Origin of the sequence: Primorskyibacter aestuariivivens, assembly GCF_028023675.1 — a bacterium.
GTDB lineage: Bacteria > Pseudomonadota > Alphaproteobacteria > Rhodobacterales > Rhodobacteraceae > Marinovum > Marinovum aestuariivivens.
The window spans coordinates 1-15,539 of sequence record NZ_JAQIOZ010000007.1 but is presented as its reverse complement, the minus strand read 5'-3'; the positions used below and the strand labels follow the sequence as shown (position 1 = coordinate 15,539).

Below are 15,539 nucleotides of genomic sequence, written 5' to 3'. Positions count from 1 at the left end.
GATCCCCTTGGGTTCAGCTCTTTGTCTGAGGATATAGCGGCTTGGGGCACGCGGGAAAACCACCCGCGCGGATCACGATCCGATTATTCGCCCGCCGCTTGCGGGGCGGGACCGGTGCGCAGGTTCAACTGCGCGACCATACGTTCAAGATCGGCGTCATTCGAGGGCTCAGCCGGTTCGTATTTGGCCAGCAACTGATCCGAGGTCAGCGGGATATTGGACGTGACCGCACCGCGCGGTCCTGCCGGTCCATAGGTATGCCCGTTTACCGCGAAATAGATCGCGCCAGACGCGCCAACGCGCAGGGTTGGTGTGCCTTCGGTCTGCGGCACGTCATAGGTTGCGCCCGCATCCATAACGCCCTCAAACAGCACGCTGCCATCGCTGGAGCGCACACGCACCCATGCCGGACGGACCGCCACCACCTGCACACCGGGTTTGGCCGGGGCCAGGACCTGCGGCAGAAGGGTTTCGATGGCTTCCTGAAGCGGCACATCACCCGAAGCTTCTGCGCTTGCGGTGGCGAAATCGGGGGCTTTCTCGCGTGCGGCTTCGGCGAAAGTGCCCACGCGGGACGGGTCCAGCGTCGAGATCGGCGCATCGCGCGCGATCAGCACCGGCACATCTAGCGCCTCGGGGCGGTAAAGACGGTCCAGCGGTTCACCTGCGGGCGGGGTAAAGACGCCAGCGGCCTGCACTTCATCGGGGTCGGCGGCGATGGACGCGGCGTCGGCCACGGATGTCTGCGCCGTTCCGGCACCGGCCAGCGGATCAAGATCGGACAGCGCAATGGGGGTCTGGTCCACCGGGGCAAGCTGCACCCGCTGGATTTCCTGCAGCACGGACCAGCCGCCATAGCCGATCCCCGCAATCAGCGTGATCAGTACCAGAAGCGAACCAATGGCGCCCGGTTCGACCCGCGAAAAGACGCTTTCACCTGTCGGAGCAAAGGGCATCCTGGGGTCGGCAAAGGCGTCGCGTGTACCCGACACAGGCGCGGCAACGCCCTTGGGCTTGCGGTCATTGGACGAGGCCTCGGCCGACATGCCATGCGCCGTTGCAAATCCGCTTTCCGCGCAGAATTGCTTGAACGTGGCATCCGGGTCCATGTTGAGATAGCGCGCGTAGGAGCGCACGTACCCGGCGATAAAGCCAGGCGTATCAAAGGCTTCGGGATCACAGTTCTCAATGGCCGAGATATAGGAGGCCTTGATGCGCAGTTCGCGCTGAACGTCCAGAAGGGACTTGCCCATGGTTGCGCGTTCGCCACGCATGACGTCGCCAAGCCGCAGCGCATAGTCGTCAAAGCCCTTTGGCCCGACGTCTTCCTGCGCTTGTGCAGTCTCGCTGCGCTTTGATCTGCGCCCAATCATTCCGCTCTGCCCTGTCCTTACGCCACCCTATGAGTGCCCAACCTCTTGGGGATGCAGGGCGATTCGAGTCGCCCCACTTGTTGCGACAAGTTTAACACAGGGCAAGATCGATTGCAGGGTAAAAGCGCTCAGGCCGAGAGTTCGGCACGATTCAGCGCACAATGCGACCACAAATCGTCCATCGCGCCGACCAGTTTATCCATTTCGCGCGGTCCATGCACCGGCGACGGGGTAAACCGCAGCCGTTCGGTGCCGCGCGGCACGGTCGGGAAATTGATCGGCTGGACATAGATGCCGTAGTTTTCCAGCAGCATGTCCGACAGTTTCTTGGTGTGCACCGGATCGCCCACGATCACCGGCACGATATGCGATCCGTGATCGATGATCGGCAGGCCCATCCCCTTGAGCCGCAGCTTGAGAATGCTGGCCTGGGTCTGGTGCTGTTCGCGCAGCTTCGCGCCCTCAGAAGTCTTGAGGAACGCAACCGATGCGGTCGCACCGGCCGCAAGCGCGGGTGCCAGCGAGGTCGAAAAGATGAAGCCCGGCGCGTAAGAGCGCACCGCGTCACACATTTTCGCCGATGCCGCGATATAGCCGCCCATCACGCCGTAAGCCTTGGCCAGCGTGCCGTTGATGATGTCCAGACGGTGCATCAGCCGGTCGCGTTCGCAGATCCCCGCGCCACGCGGGCCATACATGCCCACGGCGTGCACTTCGTCGATATAGGTCAGCGCATTGAATTCATCCGCCAGATCGCAGATCGCCTCGATCGGGCCGAAATCGCCATCCATCGAGTAAACCGATTCAAAGGCGATCAGCTTGGGGGCCGCCGGATCGTCGGCCTCCAGCAGCTCGCGCAGATGCGCCACGTCATTGTGACGGAAAATCCGCTTGGCCCCGCCATTGCGGCGCACGCCTTCGATCATCGAGGCATGGTTCAACTCATCCGAGTAGATGATCAGACCGGGGAACAGTTTCGGCAGGGTGCTCAGCGTCGCATCATTGGCGATATAGGCCGAGGTAAAGAGCAGCGCCGCTTCCTTGCCATGCAGATCGGCAAGCTCTGCCTCAAGCCGTTTGTGATAGACCGTCGTGCCGGAAATATTCCGCGTCCCGCCCGATCCTGCGCCGGTGGCGTCAATCGCCTCATGCATCGCCTTGAGAACAACCGGATGCTGGCCCATGCCGAGATAGTCGTTGCCACACCAGACGGTGATCGGCTCCTCGCGGCCATCGGGCTTGCGCCATGTCGCGTGGGGGTACTGGCCCTTTTTGCGTTCGATGTCGATGAACGTGCGGTAACGGCCTTCTTCGTGCAGGCGGTTCAGGGCAGCGTCGAGTTTCGCGGTGTAGTCCACCGGCACCTCCTATTTTCAGCGTGGGGCTGGTGTGGCCCTGCGTCCTCGTGAACCTGACCGGCAGACCTCCCCCGCGATCAAATTCATGTTCATGAATACCTATCGCGAGATGGCCCGCGTGGCAACCTCTCTAAACATGACCTTTGGCCGCAGCTTTGATCTGTGTCAAAGCTCACTGGACAGTCGGTTTTCCATGCGACACGGTCCGGAGCAGAAAGGAAACTCCATGCAACTGAACGACGTACTGGCCCGAATCGATACAGATATCAATGCGGCAACCGACCGCCTCCTGGAATTGTTACGTATTCCGTCCATTTCTACCGATCCCGCCTTTGCCGCGCATTGCCAGACCGCCGCCGACTGGCTGGTGGCCGATCTTCAATCGCTGGGGGTGCGGGCGGAGAAGCGGGAAACGCCGGGGCATCCGATGGTCGTCGGGCATGTGGAGGGCGACGGCCCGCATCTGCTGTTCTACGGTCACTATGATGTGCAGCCGGTCGATCCGCTGGAGTTGTGGGACCGCGATCCCTTTGATCCGCAGATCGAGGAGACGCCCAACGGTCGGGTGATCCGGGGGCGCGGATCGTCCGATGACAAGGGCCAGTTGATGACCTTTGTCGAGGCCTGCCGCGCCTGGAAAGCGGTGCATGGCACCCTGCCCTGCCGCATCACGTTCTTCTTCGAGGGCGAGGAGGAAAGCGGCTCGCCCTCGCTGGTGCCGTTCATGGAGGAAAACGCCGAGGAGCTGCGCGCCGATATCGCGCTGATCTGTGACACCGGACTGTTTGAGAGCCGTGTGCCCGCCATCATGACCCAGCTGCGCGGGCTGTTGGGCGAGGATTTCACCATCACCGGCCCCGACCGCGACCTGCATTCGGGCATGTATGGCGGGCTGGCGATGAACCCGATCCGCGTGCTGACCAAGGCTTTGGCCGGGCTGCATGACGAGACGGGGCGCATCACGCTGGACGGGTTTTATGACGATGTGCCGGAGCTTTCCGACGAGATGCGCGCGCAATGGCAGGCGCTTGGCTTTGATCACGCCGCCTTCCTTGGCGATGTGGGGCTCGTGACCCCAGCCGGGGAACAGGACCGCACGCCCCTGGAGCAGATCTGGTCGCGCCCCACCTGCGACGTGAACGGCATCTGGGGCGGCTATACCGGCGACGGGTTCAAGACGGTGCTGCCGTCCAAAGCTTCGGCCAAGCTGTCCTTCCGGCTGGTGGGCCAGCAAGACCCCGAGAAAATCCGCGCATCCTTCCGGTCCTATCTTGAGGCGCAATTGCCCGAGGGCTTCACCGTGGAGTACCGCACCGAGAAAGGGTCGCCTGCCTCGCAGATGGACGTCTCCGACCCGTCGTTCGAGGCGGCGCGCGTGGCTCTGGGCGAAGAATGGGGCGTGCCTGCGGCCTTTGCAGGCTGCGGCGGCTCGATCCCGATTGCGGGGTATTTCAAGGATATCCTGGACATGAACGCCATGCTGATCGGCTTTGCCAAGGATGACGACAATATCCATTCGCCGAATGAGAAATACGATGTGGAGAGCTTCCACAAGGGGATACGGAGCTGGGTGCGGGTTTTGGGGGCGCTCACATGACCGACATAGCTTTTGACGTGGCGGGCAATGGCCCGCCCGTCCTGCTCTTGCACGGATTTCCCCAGACCCGCGCCATGTGGAGACCCATAGCCCCCATGCTGGCGCAGGACTTCACCGTGATCACCGCCGACATGCGCGGCTATGGCGACAGTTTCAAACCGCAAGGCCCGGAGAATTACAGCTTCCGCGCCATGGCTGGGGACATGACGGCGCTGATGTCGCGCCTCGGTTTTGATCGTTTCCACCTTGTCGGGCATGACCGCGGCGCACGGGTGGCCCACAGGCTCACGCTGGACGCGCCTGACCGGATCATCAGCCTCACTCTCATGGATATTGTACCGACGCACACATTGCTGGCCGATCTCAAGAAGGAGGTGGCGCACGCCTATTACCACTGGTTCTTTCTGGCCCAGCCTGCGCCCTTCCCCGAAACGATGATCGGTCATGATCCTGACCATTATTTCGAAAGCTGCCTGCTCGGCTGGGGCGGCGCCTCCCTAAGCGACTTCGCCCCGGAAGCGCTGGCCGCCTACCGTCAAAGCTGGCGACGTCCCGAGACGATCCGCGCCATGTGCGACGATTATCGCGCCGCGCTCTTGTATGATTTCGCCCATGACAGCGCTGAACCGGACGCCCGTGTCACCTGTCCGGCACTGGTGCTCTTTGGTGCCGACGGCGCCATGGCCAAGCACTATGATGTGGCCGCCACCTGGGCGGACAAACTCACTGACATGCAGTCCCGCGCCATCCCCGGCGGCCATTTCTTTCCCGACACGGCGCCAAAAGCCACTGGTGAAGCTGTGCTCGAATTCCTGTCGACCCTCTGACGCAAGCCCTCCCTACTTCTTCTGTTTGAAAATAGTTCCCGCGCGAAACAGTGGCGAAGCCGCCGCGCGGAATCGAGGCCGAAGGTCGCCGCGCATCGTCATGCCAGAGGCATGCCTTCGGCATGACGCGCCCCGTCGCACCAAAGGTGCGCCAAGGTCAAGTGGCACGCCCTTGGCGTGACGCGGCGGCGATTTGGCTGCCGCCAGCGCGCCGTTCAGAGGTTCCGCGGATTTGGCAGGCATAAAGCGTCCATCACCAATGCTGGATCGCCCCCGCGCGCGTCGGCAATGCGCGGCTTGTCCCCTAACCGCGAGGAAGCGAACGGTGCGTTGGGGCAATCTTCACGATCATATCCGGCCACCGATCCGAGGCTTAACTATCTGTTTATAAAAGCAATTTGTTTCTCGCGCGAACGCTCCTCAAACCACCCCAACAAACCGCTCCGGCAGCACCATCTGCTGATCATTCTCCGCCCGGGCGAACTCGTAAAACCCCGTCTCTCCCCGGGCCTTGAAACTCCTGTGCATCCCCTTGCGCACGCCGGTCAGGTCATAGTCCACCATCTCCCGCTCCGCAAACGCCTCGAACACCGCGCGGTCCTCGCCTCGCGCCTCGGCGAACCAGTGGCGGCCGATGGAAGCTTCCTTGACCCCTGCCCCCGTCGCCTCGGTTACCGCGTTGCGCTGGTTCATCACCTCCACATAAGACGGGAAGTCGCAGAATTTCAGATGGAAGAGCAGCAGCTCATCCGGCGTGAACAGCTTGTCCGCCTGGGTGAAATGCCCGCCGCGCGCGATCTTGGTCCCCAATGACACCACGCAGGGTTTCGAGTAATGCGGGGCCAGCCGCACATGGCGGCGTGGGCCGATGATGTGGTCGCTGATCGCTTCCGGCTCCAGATCAATCCGGTGGATCACTTCCAGCCCCACCGGCGTCAGCACGCGGCGCAGCGGCTGGGCCTTCAGAAACTCCAAGAGCGACACCCCCGCCGCCGGGTCCACCACCACCAGCTCATCCACATCGCCCACGATCACATGGTCATAATAACAGCGGATGCCCTGCACGAAATTGTTCAGCATCCGCCAGCGCTTCATGTCGAAATTCTTGTGAGGCGTGCCGGGGATGCCGATGACGTTGCAGCCATCCGCCAGCTTTGCCACCTCTTCCCCGCAGCCATGATTGACCACGTAACAATTCTCGCGCCCCAGCGCCTCGCCATAATGGCGCAGCCAGGCGCGCAGGAAAAACGCGTCGTCGCGCACCATCGTCAAAGCGGCGGCTGTTGTCTGCATGATATGTCCTGCTCTTGCGCGGGGCTTGGCGCCCCTTTACCTCTTTGGGTCAGAATAGCGGGTTAACCGCCCTCGGGAAATGGCAAAGAGCAGGGACAGGCATGAGTGACATAATGACAGACCTGCGCGAGCGCGGCTGGGCGATCCGGCACAGTGGCTCGGCCTCGCGGCGGTTTCAGGTGATGGGCGAACGGTCCTCGGGCACCAACTATGTCAAGCGGCTGGTGGACAATAATTGCGCGCTTGAGAATTCCGAGGTTCTGGGCTGGAAACATGGGGTGCCGGGCATGCTGGCCATTCCGGCGGATTTGACGGTGATTTGCAGCTTCCGCGCCGCCAACCGCTGGGCGCTGTCGATGCATGCGAAACCCTGGCACGCCCGCCCGCCGTTGCAGGCGCTGGGGTTTTCCGAGTTTATCCGCGCACCATGGGACACCCGGGTGGACCGGCCGCGTTACTTCCCCTGGGCCGACGCCCCGGAATATCGCGGCCAGCCGCTGCAGGCCGACCGGCACCCGGTGACGGGGGCGATGTTCGCCGATCTGTTCGAGCTGCGCGCGGTGAAGATGGCCACGCTGCTCAGTTTCGCGCTGCGCCATCCCAGCGTGGTTTTCGTGCGGATGGAGGCCGTTCTGGCCGCGCCAGAGGCGTTTCTGGACGATCTGGGCACAGGGCTGGACCTGCCCGCGCGGGACGGGTTCAAGCCGGTCACGAAACGGCTGGGGGCCAAGTTCAAACCAGCGGTGGAGACCCGCCCCGAGACGCCCGCAGAGATGAGCGCAGAGGACCGCGCCTATATGCTGTCGCGGCTCGATCCGGGGACGGAGGCGGCGATGGGCTATGTCTATGAGGGGGCGGATTAACCCACTGAGCGGCCTTTCACGGCGCGCAGCCCCTTGGCCAGCAGCAGCAGCCAGGGCGCGCCATGCATGGCAAGATCAAGCATGTCGATGGGCGCGCGCAGCTTCCCCGCCGCCAGCATGCTGAGCTTTTCCCAGATATGCGGTTCCGGCACGAAGGGGGCCAATCCCAGCGTCAGGGCGAGCAGCAATGCAATGGTCCATGAGATGCGGTCAAGAAACGCCATTCTGATCACCGATGTTAAGGGAAGGAATGGCGCGGTTGACGGGGCTCGAACCCGCGACCTCCGGCGTGACAGGCCGGCACTCTAACCAACTGAGCTACAACCGCGTGAGGGGCGGGATAGGCGATGCGCGCGCGGGCGTCAATGCAAAAAATGCCCCGCACGCGAATTGCCCCGCGCCCCTTGCGGCTGACGCCGAGCTACTCGATTGGCCAGAAGCAGTAGGCCGCGCTATCGCCACCCCTTGGGGTGGCGATCCGACAGCTGTGATGGGCACTTTATGCCAGCCAAATCCGAATGCGGTCCGAGCGACGCGCATACGTCGACAATTCGCCTCCCCGTTGGGGCGGGTCATGCCGAAAGCATGCCCTTGGCATGGCGATGGCGCGGCGGCTTCGCCTTGATTCCGCGCCGGGTATATGCCGACCGTTCACGCAAAAACACCGAGCGCGCGCGCGTTCACAAACTGTGGAGATCGGGAAGAAAAGTGGCGCGGTTGACGGGGCTCGAACCCGCGACCTCCGGCGTGACAGGCCGGCACTCTAACCAACTGAGCTACAACCGCGCTTTGGCTTCTATATGAAGCGTGAGGGCGCTTTTAGGCGGGGGCGCGGGGCGCGTCAAGCACGATTGGGTGAAAAAGTTGCAGCTTTTTCGCCACAGACCCGCCCGCACAACCACAAGATACTGTGGCCCAATGCGGCCAAGCCCATAGGGCAACAGGGCCAATTCAAAAAACGCTTTGATTTCAGCGCCTTGGCGTACCCTCCTAAGAACCGACTGGAACGCTGCGCGGTCTGCCGCCGCGCCCCTGGGGAGGGATTGTATGTGCGAGTAACACGACGGGAGGCCCTGATTGGCGGGGCCGGATTTGCTGCGGCCGGGTTGCTGCCAGCGGCGGCCGAGGCACGGGCGATGATTGCCCTGCCCAATGACATTGTCGAACGCGATGCGGCCACGATCACCGCGGTGCGCACGCCCTCGCCAGTGGTGGCGATGACCTTTGACGACGGGCCGCATCCGCGCAACACGCCGCGATTGCTCGATATGCTGCGCGAACGCAATATCAAGGCGACCTTCTACCTGATCGGCAACCGCGTCGTGACCTGGCCCGAGATCGCCAAGCGCATCGCCGATGAAGGCCATGAGATCGGCAATCACAGCTGGTCGCACCCGTTTCTCAATAAGCTCGGCAACACACATGTGCTCAACGAGATCGACAAGACCACGATGGCAATCTGGAACGCCACAGGCCGCCCGCCGGTCACTTTCCGCCCGCCCTATGGCGCGTTCACACGGGCCCAGCGTACATGGCTGCACAAGGGGCGCAAACTGCCCACGGTGCTGTGGTCGGTCGACCCGGCGGATTGGCGGCGGCCCGGTGCCTCGGTCGTGGCGCGGCGTATTCTCAAACACAGCCACAAGGGTGCGATCATCCTGAGCCATGATATCCATCGCGGCACAATCGACGCCATGCCCGGCACGCTGGACGGCCTGGCGAAACGCGGCATGCGCTTCGTGACCGTGAGCCAGATCCTCGGATGGCCGGTCTGGCAAACACGGCGCTTCACGCGCGTGACGTCCTGAGATTTCACCCATCTGGTGCCTGTCGGTTCATCGCCGGAAGATGGTGTGGGATGAGAAATTTCCAGAAATCGAAGGGATCAGCGGCGACCGGGACACCGGACGCTGTGTCCCTGCAGGCTATTGGGACAGAGTTTTGATCCGCCTGGCCTCCTTTCCGGAAGGTCGCGCCAAGATCGACATCGACGGCATCGAGGGCCAGATTTGAAGATATCCATTCAGCTGGGTGTTCACGCCTGGGCGCGCCCCCGGGATCATCGCGCCTTTCGCGGAAGGCATCGGGTCACCCCCTCGACGATCCGTCTCACCTCTGCCCCACAAAGCTTGCCAGAGCCATCGGCAGCGGCCAGCGGTTCATCGTGTAAACATGGATCGCCGGGGCACCATAGGCCACAAGGTGCCGCGCATGTTCCACGGTGATGGCAGCCGCAAGATAAGGCTCAATCTCCGGGTTGGCCGCGGCTCGTGCGAACATGTGATCAAGCCAGTCAGGCACCACCGCCCCGTTCATCAGGGCGAAACGTCTGACACGGGACCACCCTTCCAACGGCATCAGACCCGGGATGATAGGCACGTTGATCCCGCGCTTCGCACACGCCTCAACGAACCGGCCATAAGCCGCCGGGTCCAGGGCGAACTGGCAATAGACCGTTTCAGCCCCGGCATCCAGCTTGCGTTTTAGATGATCGATGTCTTGTTCCGGACTGTCCGCTTCCGGGTGTGTTTCGGGATGCGCGGCCACCGCAATCTCAAAGTCGTGCTGCGCGCGCAGAGCCGCGACAAGCTCTGAGGCATAGGCAAAACCCGGCGGAAAGGCGCCGTCTGGGCGGTCACCGCGCAGCGCAAGAATGTGACGGATGCCGCGCCGCCAGAGCTGGTCAGCCGTCTGCAGCGCCTCATCTCGCGTGAGGCCCAGGGAGACCAGATGCGCCATGACCGGGCGTCCCGTGCGTGCGGCGATGTCGGTCACGGTCTCGACCGTGCCGTCCCGCGTCGCGCCGCCCCGCGCCATCGTAACAGAGAAGCCGTGCTGCGCCAGGGGGGCAAGATGATCGACCGTCTGTTCGAGCGCAGCGCGTCCGGTCGCGTTCTTCGGCGGAAACACCTCGAAGCTCAGCGGCAGGCGCTCCTGTGCCTCGTAGAGAGTGCGCAGTAGAGCGTCCTGGGGTTGGTCGGTCTGGAATGGTGCGTCCATGCAGCGGCTCCCTTTGGATTTCTTCCAGTCGCGGCGAAGGACCGGAACAGTGTTGGCAGGCTACAGGCACCCTAATCAAACGGCGCATCGCTGACCAACCTCGGAGCAAGGCTTCGGGATGCATCCGGCATTCAGAACACGGTTAAAGAGCAGACTCGCTTGACCTTGGCCACGTCCGACAATGACGCGCAGCGCCACCTTGCCTGCTGGACGCTTCAGCCCATCGCGAACCTGACGGCCCAGGAAGTCAGCGCGAAGCCGGGCGGGACGAGGACGCTGGACGTGATGCGCCGCCTGCAAAGGCGGTGTCCACGTATGAAACATGACGAAAGTCAGATGTGGATCCGTTTTGTCAACATGGCCCAATCTCAATGACTCTGAACGGGCACGTGGCTTTTCACGCTGGACGGCGTCCGCCGAATTCCGCCCGCTTCATTCTGCTACCCGCTCGGCAATGGCTATCCGGTCCCGAACCGCAGCGGACGGATAGAGGATGACCTGATCTCCGGACTCCAGACCATTCAACACCTCAGCAACGCGCCCGTTATTGTGACCGATCTCCACTGGTGTCAGATGCGCCAGACCGTCATGGGCTGTAAACGCCGCCCAAGACCCGCGCTCCCGGAACAGCGCGCTTGAGGGAACACGTATTGCGTTGTCGGATTGCCAGACGATGATGCGTGCCTCGATCCGGTAACCGTGACCAAGCGCGCGGTGTGTCTCCGACGGACCGGTCAGGGCAACTGTTATTGGAACGCGCTGTTCCTCTACCCCGAGGGCAGAATACTTGCTGATGGCCAGCGGATCGATGCGGCGCACCTCCCCGTCCAGCGTGACCGGTCCGCCCCAGTTGTCGATGATCACCCGGTCACCCACCCTGATCTTTACTGCGTCGGATGAAATCAGCTCGACAACGACCTCAAGATCGTCTTCGACATTGCCGATCTCCATCACCGGGGCTCCAGCAGGCAGGGTGGTTTCGCTTTCCTGCATCACCCGCAACACGCGCCCATTTGCCGGGGCGTACAGCGGAATATCCCCGCCATTTGTCACGCCATCCGCGCCGCGCGGCGCGCGATCGTCAAAATCGATGAGCCGGGCGCGGGCATTGGCCAGATCGGCCTCGCGCATGGCGATGGCGGCTTCGGTGGTCTGGGCCTGTGCTTCGGCAATGCGAAAGCTTTGTCTTTTGCGCTCCAGCGCCGCGGCACTGGCAATCTCGCGTTCGGCCAGCGTCTCGGTCCTCTGCAATTCGGTGCGGGCGAGGTCCAGGCTGGCAAGGGCTGAATTGTGATCCGCCTTGGCCACGCGCAGGGCGGCCTCGGCGGCCTGAACCATGGCCTGCGCCTGTTCCCGGGTGCGTAGGTCCAGCGCCGCGGGATTGGTGGGGAGCATATGTGCCACTACCGTTTCATCCTTGATGACCGGATCGCCGGGGTGGACCTGCACTCTCTGCAAGCGACCGGCGACAGGCGTGGAGACGATAAAGGGTTCTCGCACGCGGGTGCGGCCTTCTTCGTCTATGGTCACGACCATTGGTCCCTGGGTGACCTCGCCCAGATCAACCAAAACCGGACGGGGCCAGAAGGCGGCGGCAAGCCCCGCGGCAACCAGCGTCAGTGCCGCAAGAGTCAGAAATGCACGCGATATCTTCTTGTGTTTCGGCATGCCGTTCACTCCCGTGTTTTCAGGGTCGCAACCAGATCGGTACGATCGAGGTCACGCTTGACCACCAGTCCAGAGACAAGCGCCGCTCCCAGCACGACCAGCGCCGCAAGACCATAGCTGGCAGGATCGAAAAGGATGGGGATCTGGTAAAGGTCCGTTGAAAAGCCAGCGGCGATTGCAAAAGACAGCACATATCCCAAAGCGGCCCCCAGCGGCAGCGCGACCAACGTCACAACAGCCAATTCCCCCAGCAGGACAAAGGCCGTCTCGCCGCGGGTGAAACCGATAACGCGAAGCGAGGCGAGATCCCGGGCGCGTTCGGCCAGCGCCACGCGCGCGGCGTTATAGACGATGCCAAAGGTAATCACGAAAGCAATAGCCCCCATGACATAGCGTGTCGCTCCCGCCCCTTCGTTCATCAGTGTTTCAAACGCGGCCCGCGCCTCGGATTTCAGGCTGACCCCGGCAACGGCGGGCATGTTCTGCAGCGCGCCGTGGACCGACGCGTTCTGTGCTTCATCAATGATCAGGTTGACACCCGAGACACGCCGGGGTTCCCGCATCGCCCGGTTCAAGGCTGCGATATTCATATAGGCCGGCGCGCCCAGAAGAGACTCCGCAGTGCCCGCAACGGGTATATGCAAGGTCGGACGTCGCCCTTCGCGCACATCCACGGTGAGAACCTGACCGGGGGAGATCGCGAGCTTACGCGCCAGCACATCCGACAGGATCACGCCATCAGGCGGCAGCCTGATCGGGACAGCGTCGGCATCCAGTGCCCGGTTTAGTTCAGGATCGGGGGGCAGGCCGGTGACCGATCCGCGATGCGTGCGCAGCCCGTGACGGAGAACGGCGGCCACGTGGCGGACGGGTTCCACCCTTTGCACACCGTCCAGCCGTGCGAGTTCAAAAAGCGTCTTTTCACTCACCGGATGCGTAAAGGTAACGGCCACATCGCTCCGGTCGATGACGGAAAAGGTAAGATCGATGGTGCGGTCAAACCCGGCATAAAGCGTGGTCATCGCCGAGGACAGCGCCATCCCACAGGCAATGCCGACGACGGCCCCCGCCATCCGGATCGGCTGGCGCGTGATCCGGCGCAGCACCATGCGGCTGGGCTGGTCAAGCCAATGGGCAAGACCCTGACCGATGCGCCCGGACCGGCTGTAATTCGGCGGCGCGGCGGGGCGCATGGCCTCGGCCGGGGCCAGCGCAAAGATGCGCCGCATCACGAACAGTCCCCCGGTTGACGCTGAAAGGATACTGACGCTGACTCCCACGACAAAGGAGAGGGGCTCCAGGCGGAACACCAGAAAGGGAAACTTGTAATAGATCGTGTAGAGTTCCGTCATGGCGCGGCCCGCCGCGATCCCGCCGAAACACCCGGCAAGGGCACCGCCGACTGCGATCACGAGGATCAGCTTGAAATAGTGCGTCCCGACCTGCGAATTGGTATATCCGAACGCCTTCAACAAACCGATCTCCTCACGTTCAGCCTGAACCAGGCGGCTGATCACGATGTAAAGCAGGAACGCCGCCACCGCGAGAAAGACCGGAGGAATGAAAAGCGCGGTCACCCCGATACCGTTGATTTCCTCCGTCACGAAGCGATTGGAAAACTGCTCAGCGCGGGCATAGGCCGCCGCTCCGCCATAGGGCTCCAACAAGCGGTCAACCGTGGCAAGCACCTCGGCTTCAAGCGCGTCCCGGGTTAGGCCGAGCAAGGCTTCGTTGAAGGCTCCTGCCATGTCATAGGCGGCGGCCAGGCTGGAACGGCTCATCCAGATCACGCCGAAACGCGCATCATCCGGCACGATTTCGCCCGGCGCGGTCGTGTAGAGAAATTCAGGGCTCTGGGCGAGCCCCACGATATCAAAGCTGCGGCGGGCCCCGTTCATCGTGGTGCGAATTGTGTCGCCCGGTGTCAGATCATGAGCGCGTGCGAAACTCCTGAGCAGCAGGATTTCGTCCGGATGTCCCGGCGCAGGCATGCGCCCATCCGTCAGGTAGACATCATTCAGCCGTGGTGCACCGCGATCCGGCAAGGACAAGGCCCGGGCCTGCACCGGCAATGTCCGCCCCGGGATGGTAATCAATGCACGGCCCACCACACGGGTCTGCACCGTGGCGACACCCCCGATATTGCCAAGCCGGTCGCCAATCCGTTCCGGCGCACGGGCGACCGGCGCGAAGACATCGGCCAGCCGATACCGTTCGTAATAGGCATCCCGCGTTTCGGAAAGCGAGGCGGCAAGGCCGGTCATCATAACCAGCATCAGCACCCCCACCGCAATCACCGCGGCGATGGCGATGGCCTGCCCCTTGAGCCGCCAGAGGTCACGCAGGAGTTTGCGGTCCAGCGGGTTCACCACTCGATCTCCTCGGCGGGCACGCGGGTCTCGTTCCGGATGATTTCGCGGATCTTGCCATCGGCAAAATGGATGACCCGGTGGGCCATAGCCGCGGTGCTCGCGGCATGGGTGACCATGAGCACCGTCGAGCCCAGCCGCGCATTGACGTCGCTGAGCACCTTGAGCACCGCGCGCCCTGTCGCGCTGTCCAGCGCACCGGTGGGTTCGTCGCAGAACAGCACGTCCGGCTGCTTGGCGATGGCGCGCGCGATCGCGACGCGTTGCTGTTCGCCGCCTGACAATTGGGCCGGGAAATGGTCGCTGCGCGCGCGCAGCCCGACAAGATCCAGCGCTTCGTCCGGATCCATCGGATCTGCGGCAATTTCGGTCACAAGTTCTACGTTCTCCCGCGCCGTCAGACTGGGCATCAGGTTGTAGAACTGGAAAACAAAGCCGACATGGTCGCGCCGATACCGGGTGAGCTGCGCATCAGTCATGTCGGTCAGGCACCTGTCCCGAAACTGCGCGGTGCCGTCGGTCGCGTGGTCCAGCCCACCAATGATATTCAGAAGCGTGGACTTTCCCGACCCCGAAGGCCCCAGCAATACGACGATTTCACCCTGCGGGATATCGAGATCGACCCCGCGCAGCGCATGCACTGCGGAACGGCCTTCGCCGTAGACTTTCGTCAGCCCGCGCGTGCGATATGCCGGTTCAGACATGCGGCGTCCGTTTCGCTCTGTTTCCGACCATTTCAAGACGCCTTAGCATGCGTGGTTTCCGCCTTCTTGGCCAGTGCCGTGTCGCACCAACTGAGCCAGTGGCATGAACTGCCTTCCCACCAAACCGCAGCTATTTTTGCGAGCATAGTTGTAGCGAAGGTGACCCAGCCCCTTAGCAACTGTATTTCTCAGGCGGTCAGACGGGTCCACTTTTGACGTGATCTGCAAAGCGCATTCGCGATTGTGACAAGCTTTCTGGCGACGGCGGTTATGACCACTTTATGGGGTTTTCCAGCAGCGCGCAGGCGATCCGCGAAGGTTTTGAGAACCGGGTTGTGGTGGCTGGCGACGAGAGCGGCCTGGAATAGTGAGCTACCCCCTGAAATTCGGACACTGACGTAAGCTACGATTTGTTGTCTGCTGGTCTTCGACGATAAGGAGATTAGAGATGTCGAAACGGAAGAACCATTCGCCGGAGTTCAAGGCG

At 62.7% G+C, this 15,539-nt stretch carries 14 protein-coding genes and 2 tRNA genes; 6 read left to right on the top strand and 10 right to left on the bottom strand.

The window, feature by feature from the left end:
* Positions 1-83 precede the first annotated feature (83 nt).
* Entirely contained in the window at positions 84-1,373 is a 1,290-nt protein-coding gene (locus tag PGB28_RS09110; protein ID WP_271421201.1) for a helix-turn-helix domain-containing protein, read from the bottom strand.
* A 128-nt stretch (positions 1,374-1,501) separates the two neighbouring features.
* A complete protein-coding gene (gene hemA / locus PGB28_RS09105; RefSeq protein ID WP_271421200.1) occupies positions 1,502-2,731 on the bottom strand; it encodes a 5-aminolevulinate synthase in 1,230 nt (409 codons plus the stop codon).
* A 226-nt stretch (positions 2,732-2,957) separates the two neighbouring features.
* Between hemA and PGB28_RS09100 the strand changes: the two genes are divergently transcribed.
* Both PGB28_RS09100 and PGB28_RS09095 read left to right on the top strand, forming a co-directional pair.
* Positions 2,958-4,328: a M20/M25/M40 family metallo-hydrolase gene (locus tag PGB28_RS09100; protein ID WP_271421450.1), complete on the top strand. Its 1,371-nt coding sequence runs from the start codon at positions 2,958-2,960 to the stop codon at positions 4,326-4,328.
* On the top strand, positions 4,325-5,155 hold the full coding sequence (locus PGB28_RS09095) for an alpha/beta fold hydrolase (RefSeq protein ID WP_271421199.1): 831 nt from the start codon (positions 4,325-4,327) through the stop codon (positions 5,153-5,155). The genes PGB28_RS09100 and PGB28_RS09095 overlap by 4 nt, the downstream gene beginning before the upstream one ends.
* A 420-nt stretch (positions 5,156-5,575) precedes the next feature.
* On the opposite strand, the gene PGB28_RS09090 is transcribed toward PGB28_RS09095, so the two are convergent.
* Positions 5,576-6,448, bottom strand: a complete 873-nt coding sequence (locus PGB28_RS09090) for a glycosyltransferase family 2 protein (RefSeq protein WP_271421198.1) — start codon at positions 6,446-6,448, stop codon at positions 5,576-5,578.
* Positions 6,449-6,549: 101 nt separating this feature from the next.
* Between PGB28_RS09090 and PGB28_RS09085 the strand changes: the two genes are divergently transcribed.
* Positions 6,550-7,311 carry a hypothetical protein gene (locus tag PGB28_RS09085; protein WP_271421197.1) on the top strand — a complete coding sequence of 254 codons (762 nt, stop codon included), beginning with the start codon at positions 6,550-6,552 and terminating at the stop codon, positions 7,309-7,311.
* Here the strand turns inward: PGB28_RS09085 and PGB28_RS09080 are convergent.
* The 3 genes from PGB28_RS09080 to PGB28_RS09070 all read right to left on the bottom strand — a co-directional run bounded on the left by PGB28_RS09080 (position 7,308) and on the right by PGB28_RS09070 (position 8,097).
* Positions 7,308-7,535 (bottom strand): RND transporter, encoded by a 228-nt coding sequence (locus PGB28_RS09080; RefSeq protein ID WP_271421196.1) that lies wholly within the window; start codon positions 7,533-7,535, stop codon positions 7,308-7,310. The two genes, PGB28_RS09085 and PGB28_RS09080, sit on opposite strands and share 4 nt — an antisense overlap.
* Before the next feature lie 27 nt (positions 7,536-7,562).
* Positions 7,563-7,639 (bottom strand) — tRNA-Asp (locus PGB28_RS09075).
* Positions 7,640-8,020: 381 nt separating this feature from the next.
* Positions 8,021-8,097 (bottom strand) — tRNA-Asp (locus PGB28_RS09070).
* A gap of 263 nt (positions 8,098-8,360) precedes the next feature.
* Here PGB28_RS09070 and PGB28_RS09065 point away from each other — a divergent pair.
* Both PGB28_RS09065 and PGB28_RS09060 read left to right on the top strand, forming a co-directional pair.
* On the top strand, positions 8,361-9,119 hold the full coding sequence (locus tag PGB28_RS09065) for a polysaccharide deacetylase family protein (RefSeq protein WP_271421195.1): 759 nt from the start codon (positions 8,361-8,363) through the stop codon (positions 9,117-9,119).
* 40 nt (positions 9,120-9,159) lie between these two features.
* Positions 9,160-9,324 carry a hypothetical protein gene (locus tag PGB28_RS09060; RefSeq protein ID WP_271421194.1) on the top strand — a complete coding sequence of 55 codons (165 nt, stop codon included), beginning with the start codon at positions 9,160-9,162 and terminating at the stop codon, positions 9,322-9,324.
* Between the two features lie 96 nt (positions 9,325-9,420).
* On the opposite strand, the gene PGB28_RS09055 is transcribed toward PGB28_RS09060, so the two are convergent.
* On the bottom strand, positions 9,421-10,311 hold the full coding sequence (locus PGB28_RS09055; protein ID WP_271421193.1) for a methylenetetrahydrofolate reductase: 891 nt from the start codon (positions 10,309-10,311) through the stop codon (positions 9,421-9,423).
* 165 nt (positions 10,312-10,476) lie between these two features.
* Here PGB28_RS09055 and PGB28_RS09050 point away from each other — a divergent pair, with 165 nt between their 5' ends.
* Positions 10,477-10,686: a hypothetical protein gene (locus PGB28_RS09050; protein WP_271421192.1), complete on the top strand. Its 210-nt coding sequence runs from the start codon at positions 10,477-10,479 to the stop codon at positions 10,684-10,686.
* Positions 10,687-10,743: 57 nt separating this feature from the next.
* Here the strand turns inward: PGB28_RS09050 and PGB28_RS09045 are convergent, their stop codons facing one another.
* Genes PGB28_RS09045 through PGB28_RS09035 form a run of 3 tightly spaced genes read right to left on the bottom strand, consistent with a single transcriptional unit; the run spans position 10,744 to position 15,052 of the window.
* Positions 10,744-11,979, bottom strand: a complete 1,236-nt coding sequence (locus PGB28_RS09045; protein ID WP_271421191.1) for an efflux RND transporter periplasmic adaptor subunit — start codon at positions 11,977-11,979, stop codon at positions 10,744-10,746.
* 5 nt (positions 11,980-11,984) lie between these two features.
* Positions 11,985-14,348, bottom strand: coding sequence for an ABC transporter permease (locus PGB28_RS09040; protein ID WP_271421190.1), 2,364 nt, complete (start codon positions 14,346-14,348; stop codon positions 11,985-11,987).
* Entirely contained in the window at positions 14,345-15,052 is a 708-nt protein-coding gene (locus PGB28_RS09035; RefSeq protein WP_271421189.1) for an ABC transporter ATP-binding protein, read from the bottom strand. Before PGB28_RS09035 ends, PGB28_RS09040 begins: the two co-directional genes overlap by 4 nt.
* Positions 15,053-15,539 lie beyond the last annotated feature (487 nt).

Bases quoted from the DNA above. Each gene is read 5' to 3' on its own strand.
- PGB28_RS09090 (WP_271421198.1), bottom strand. From the start codon at position 6,448: ATGCAGACAACAGCCGCCGCTTTGACGATGGTGCGCGACGACGCGTTT.
- PGB28_RS09055 (WP_271421193.1), bottom strand. From the start codon at position 10,311: ATGGACGCACCATTCCAGACCGACCAACCCCAGGACGCTCTACTGCGC.
- PGB28_RS09085 (WP_271421197.1), top strand. From the start codon at position 6,550: ATGAGTGACATAATGACAGACCTGCGCGAGCGCGGCTGGGCGATCCGG.
- PGB28_RS09095 (WP_271421199.1), top strand. From the start codon at position 4,325: ATGACCGACATAGCTTTTGACGTGGCGGGCAATGGCCCGCCCGTCCTG.
- PGB28_RS09080 (WP_271421196.1), bottom strand. From the start codon at position 7,535: ATGGCGTTTCTTGACCGCATCTCATGGACCATTGCATTGCTGCTCGCC.
- PGB28_RS09045 (WP_271421191.1), bottom strand. From the start codon at position 11,979: ATGCCGAAACACAAGAAGATATCGCGTGCATTTCTGACTCTTGCGGCA.
- PGB28_RS09100 (WP_271421450.1), top strand. From the start codon at position 2,958: ATGCAACTGAACGACGTACTGGCCCGAATCGATACAGATATCAATGCG.
- PGB28_RS09060 (WP_271421194.1), top strand. From the start codon at position 9,160: ATGGTGTGGGATGAGAAATTTCCAGAAATCGAAGGGATCAGCGGCGAC.
- PGB28_RS09035 (WP_271421189.1), bottom strand. From the start codon at position 15,052: ATGTCTGAACCGGCATATCGCACGCGCGGGCTGACGAAAGTCTACGGC.
- PGB28_RS09110 (WP_271421201.1), bottom strand. From the start codon at position 1,373: ATGATTGGGCGCAGATCAAAGCGCAGCGAGACTGCACAAGCGCAGGAA.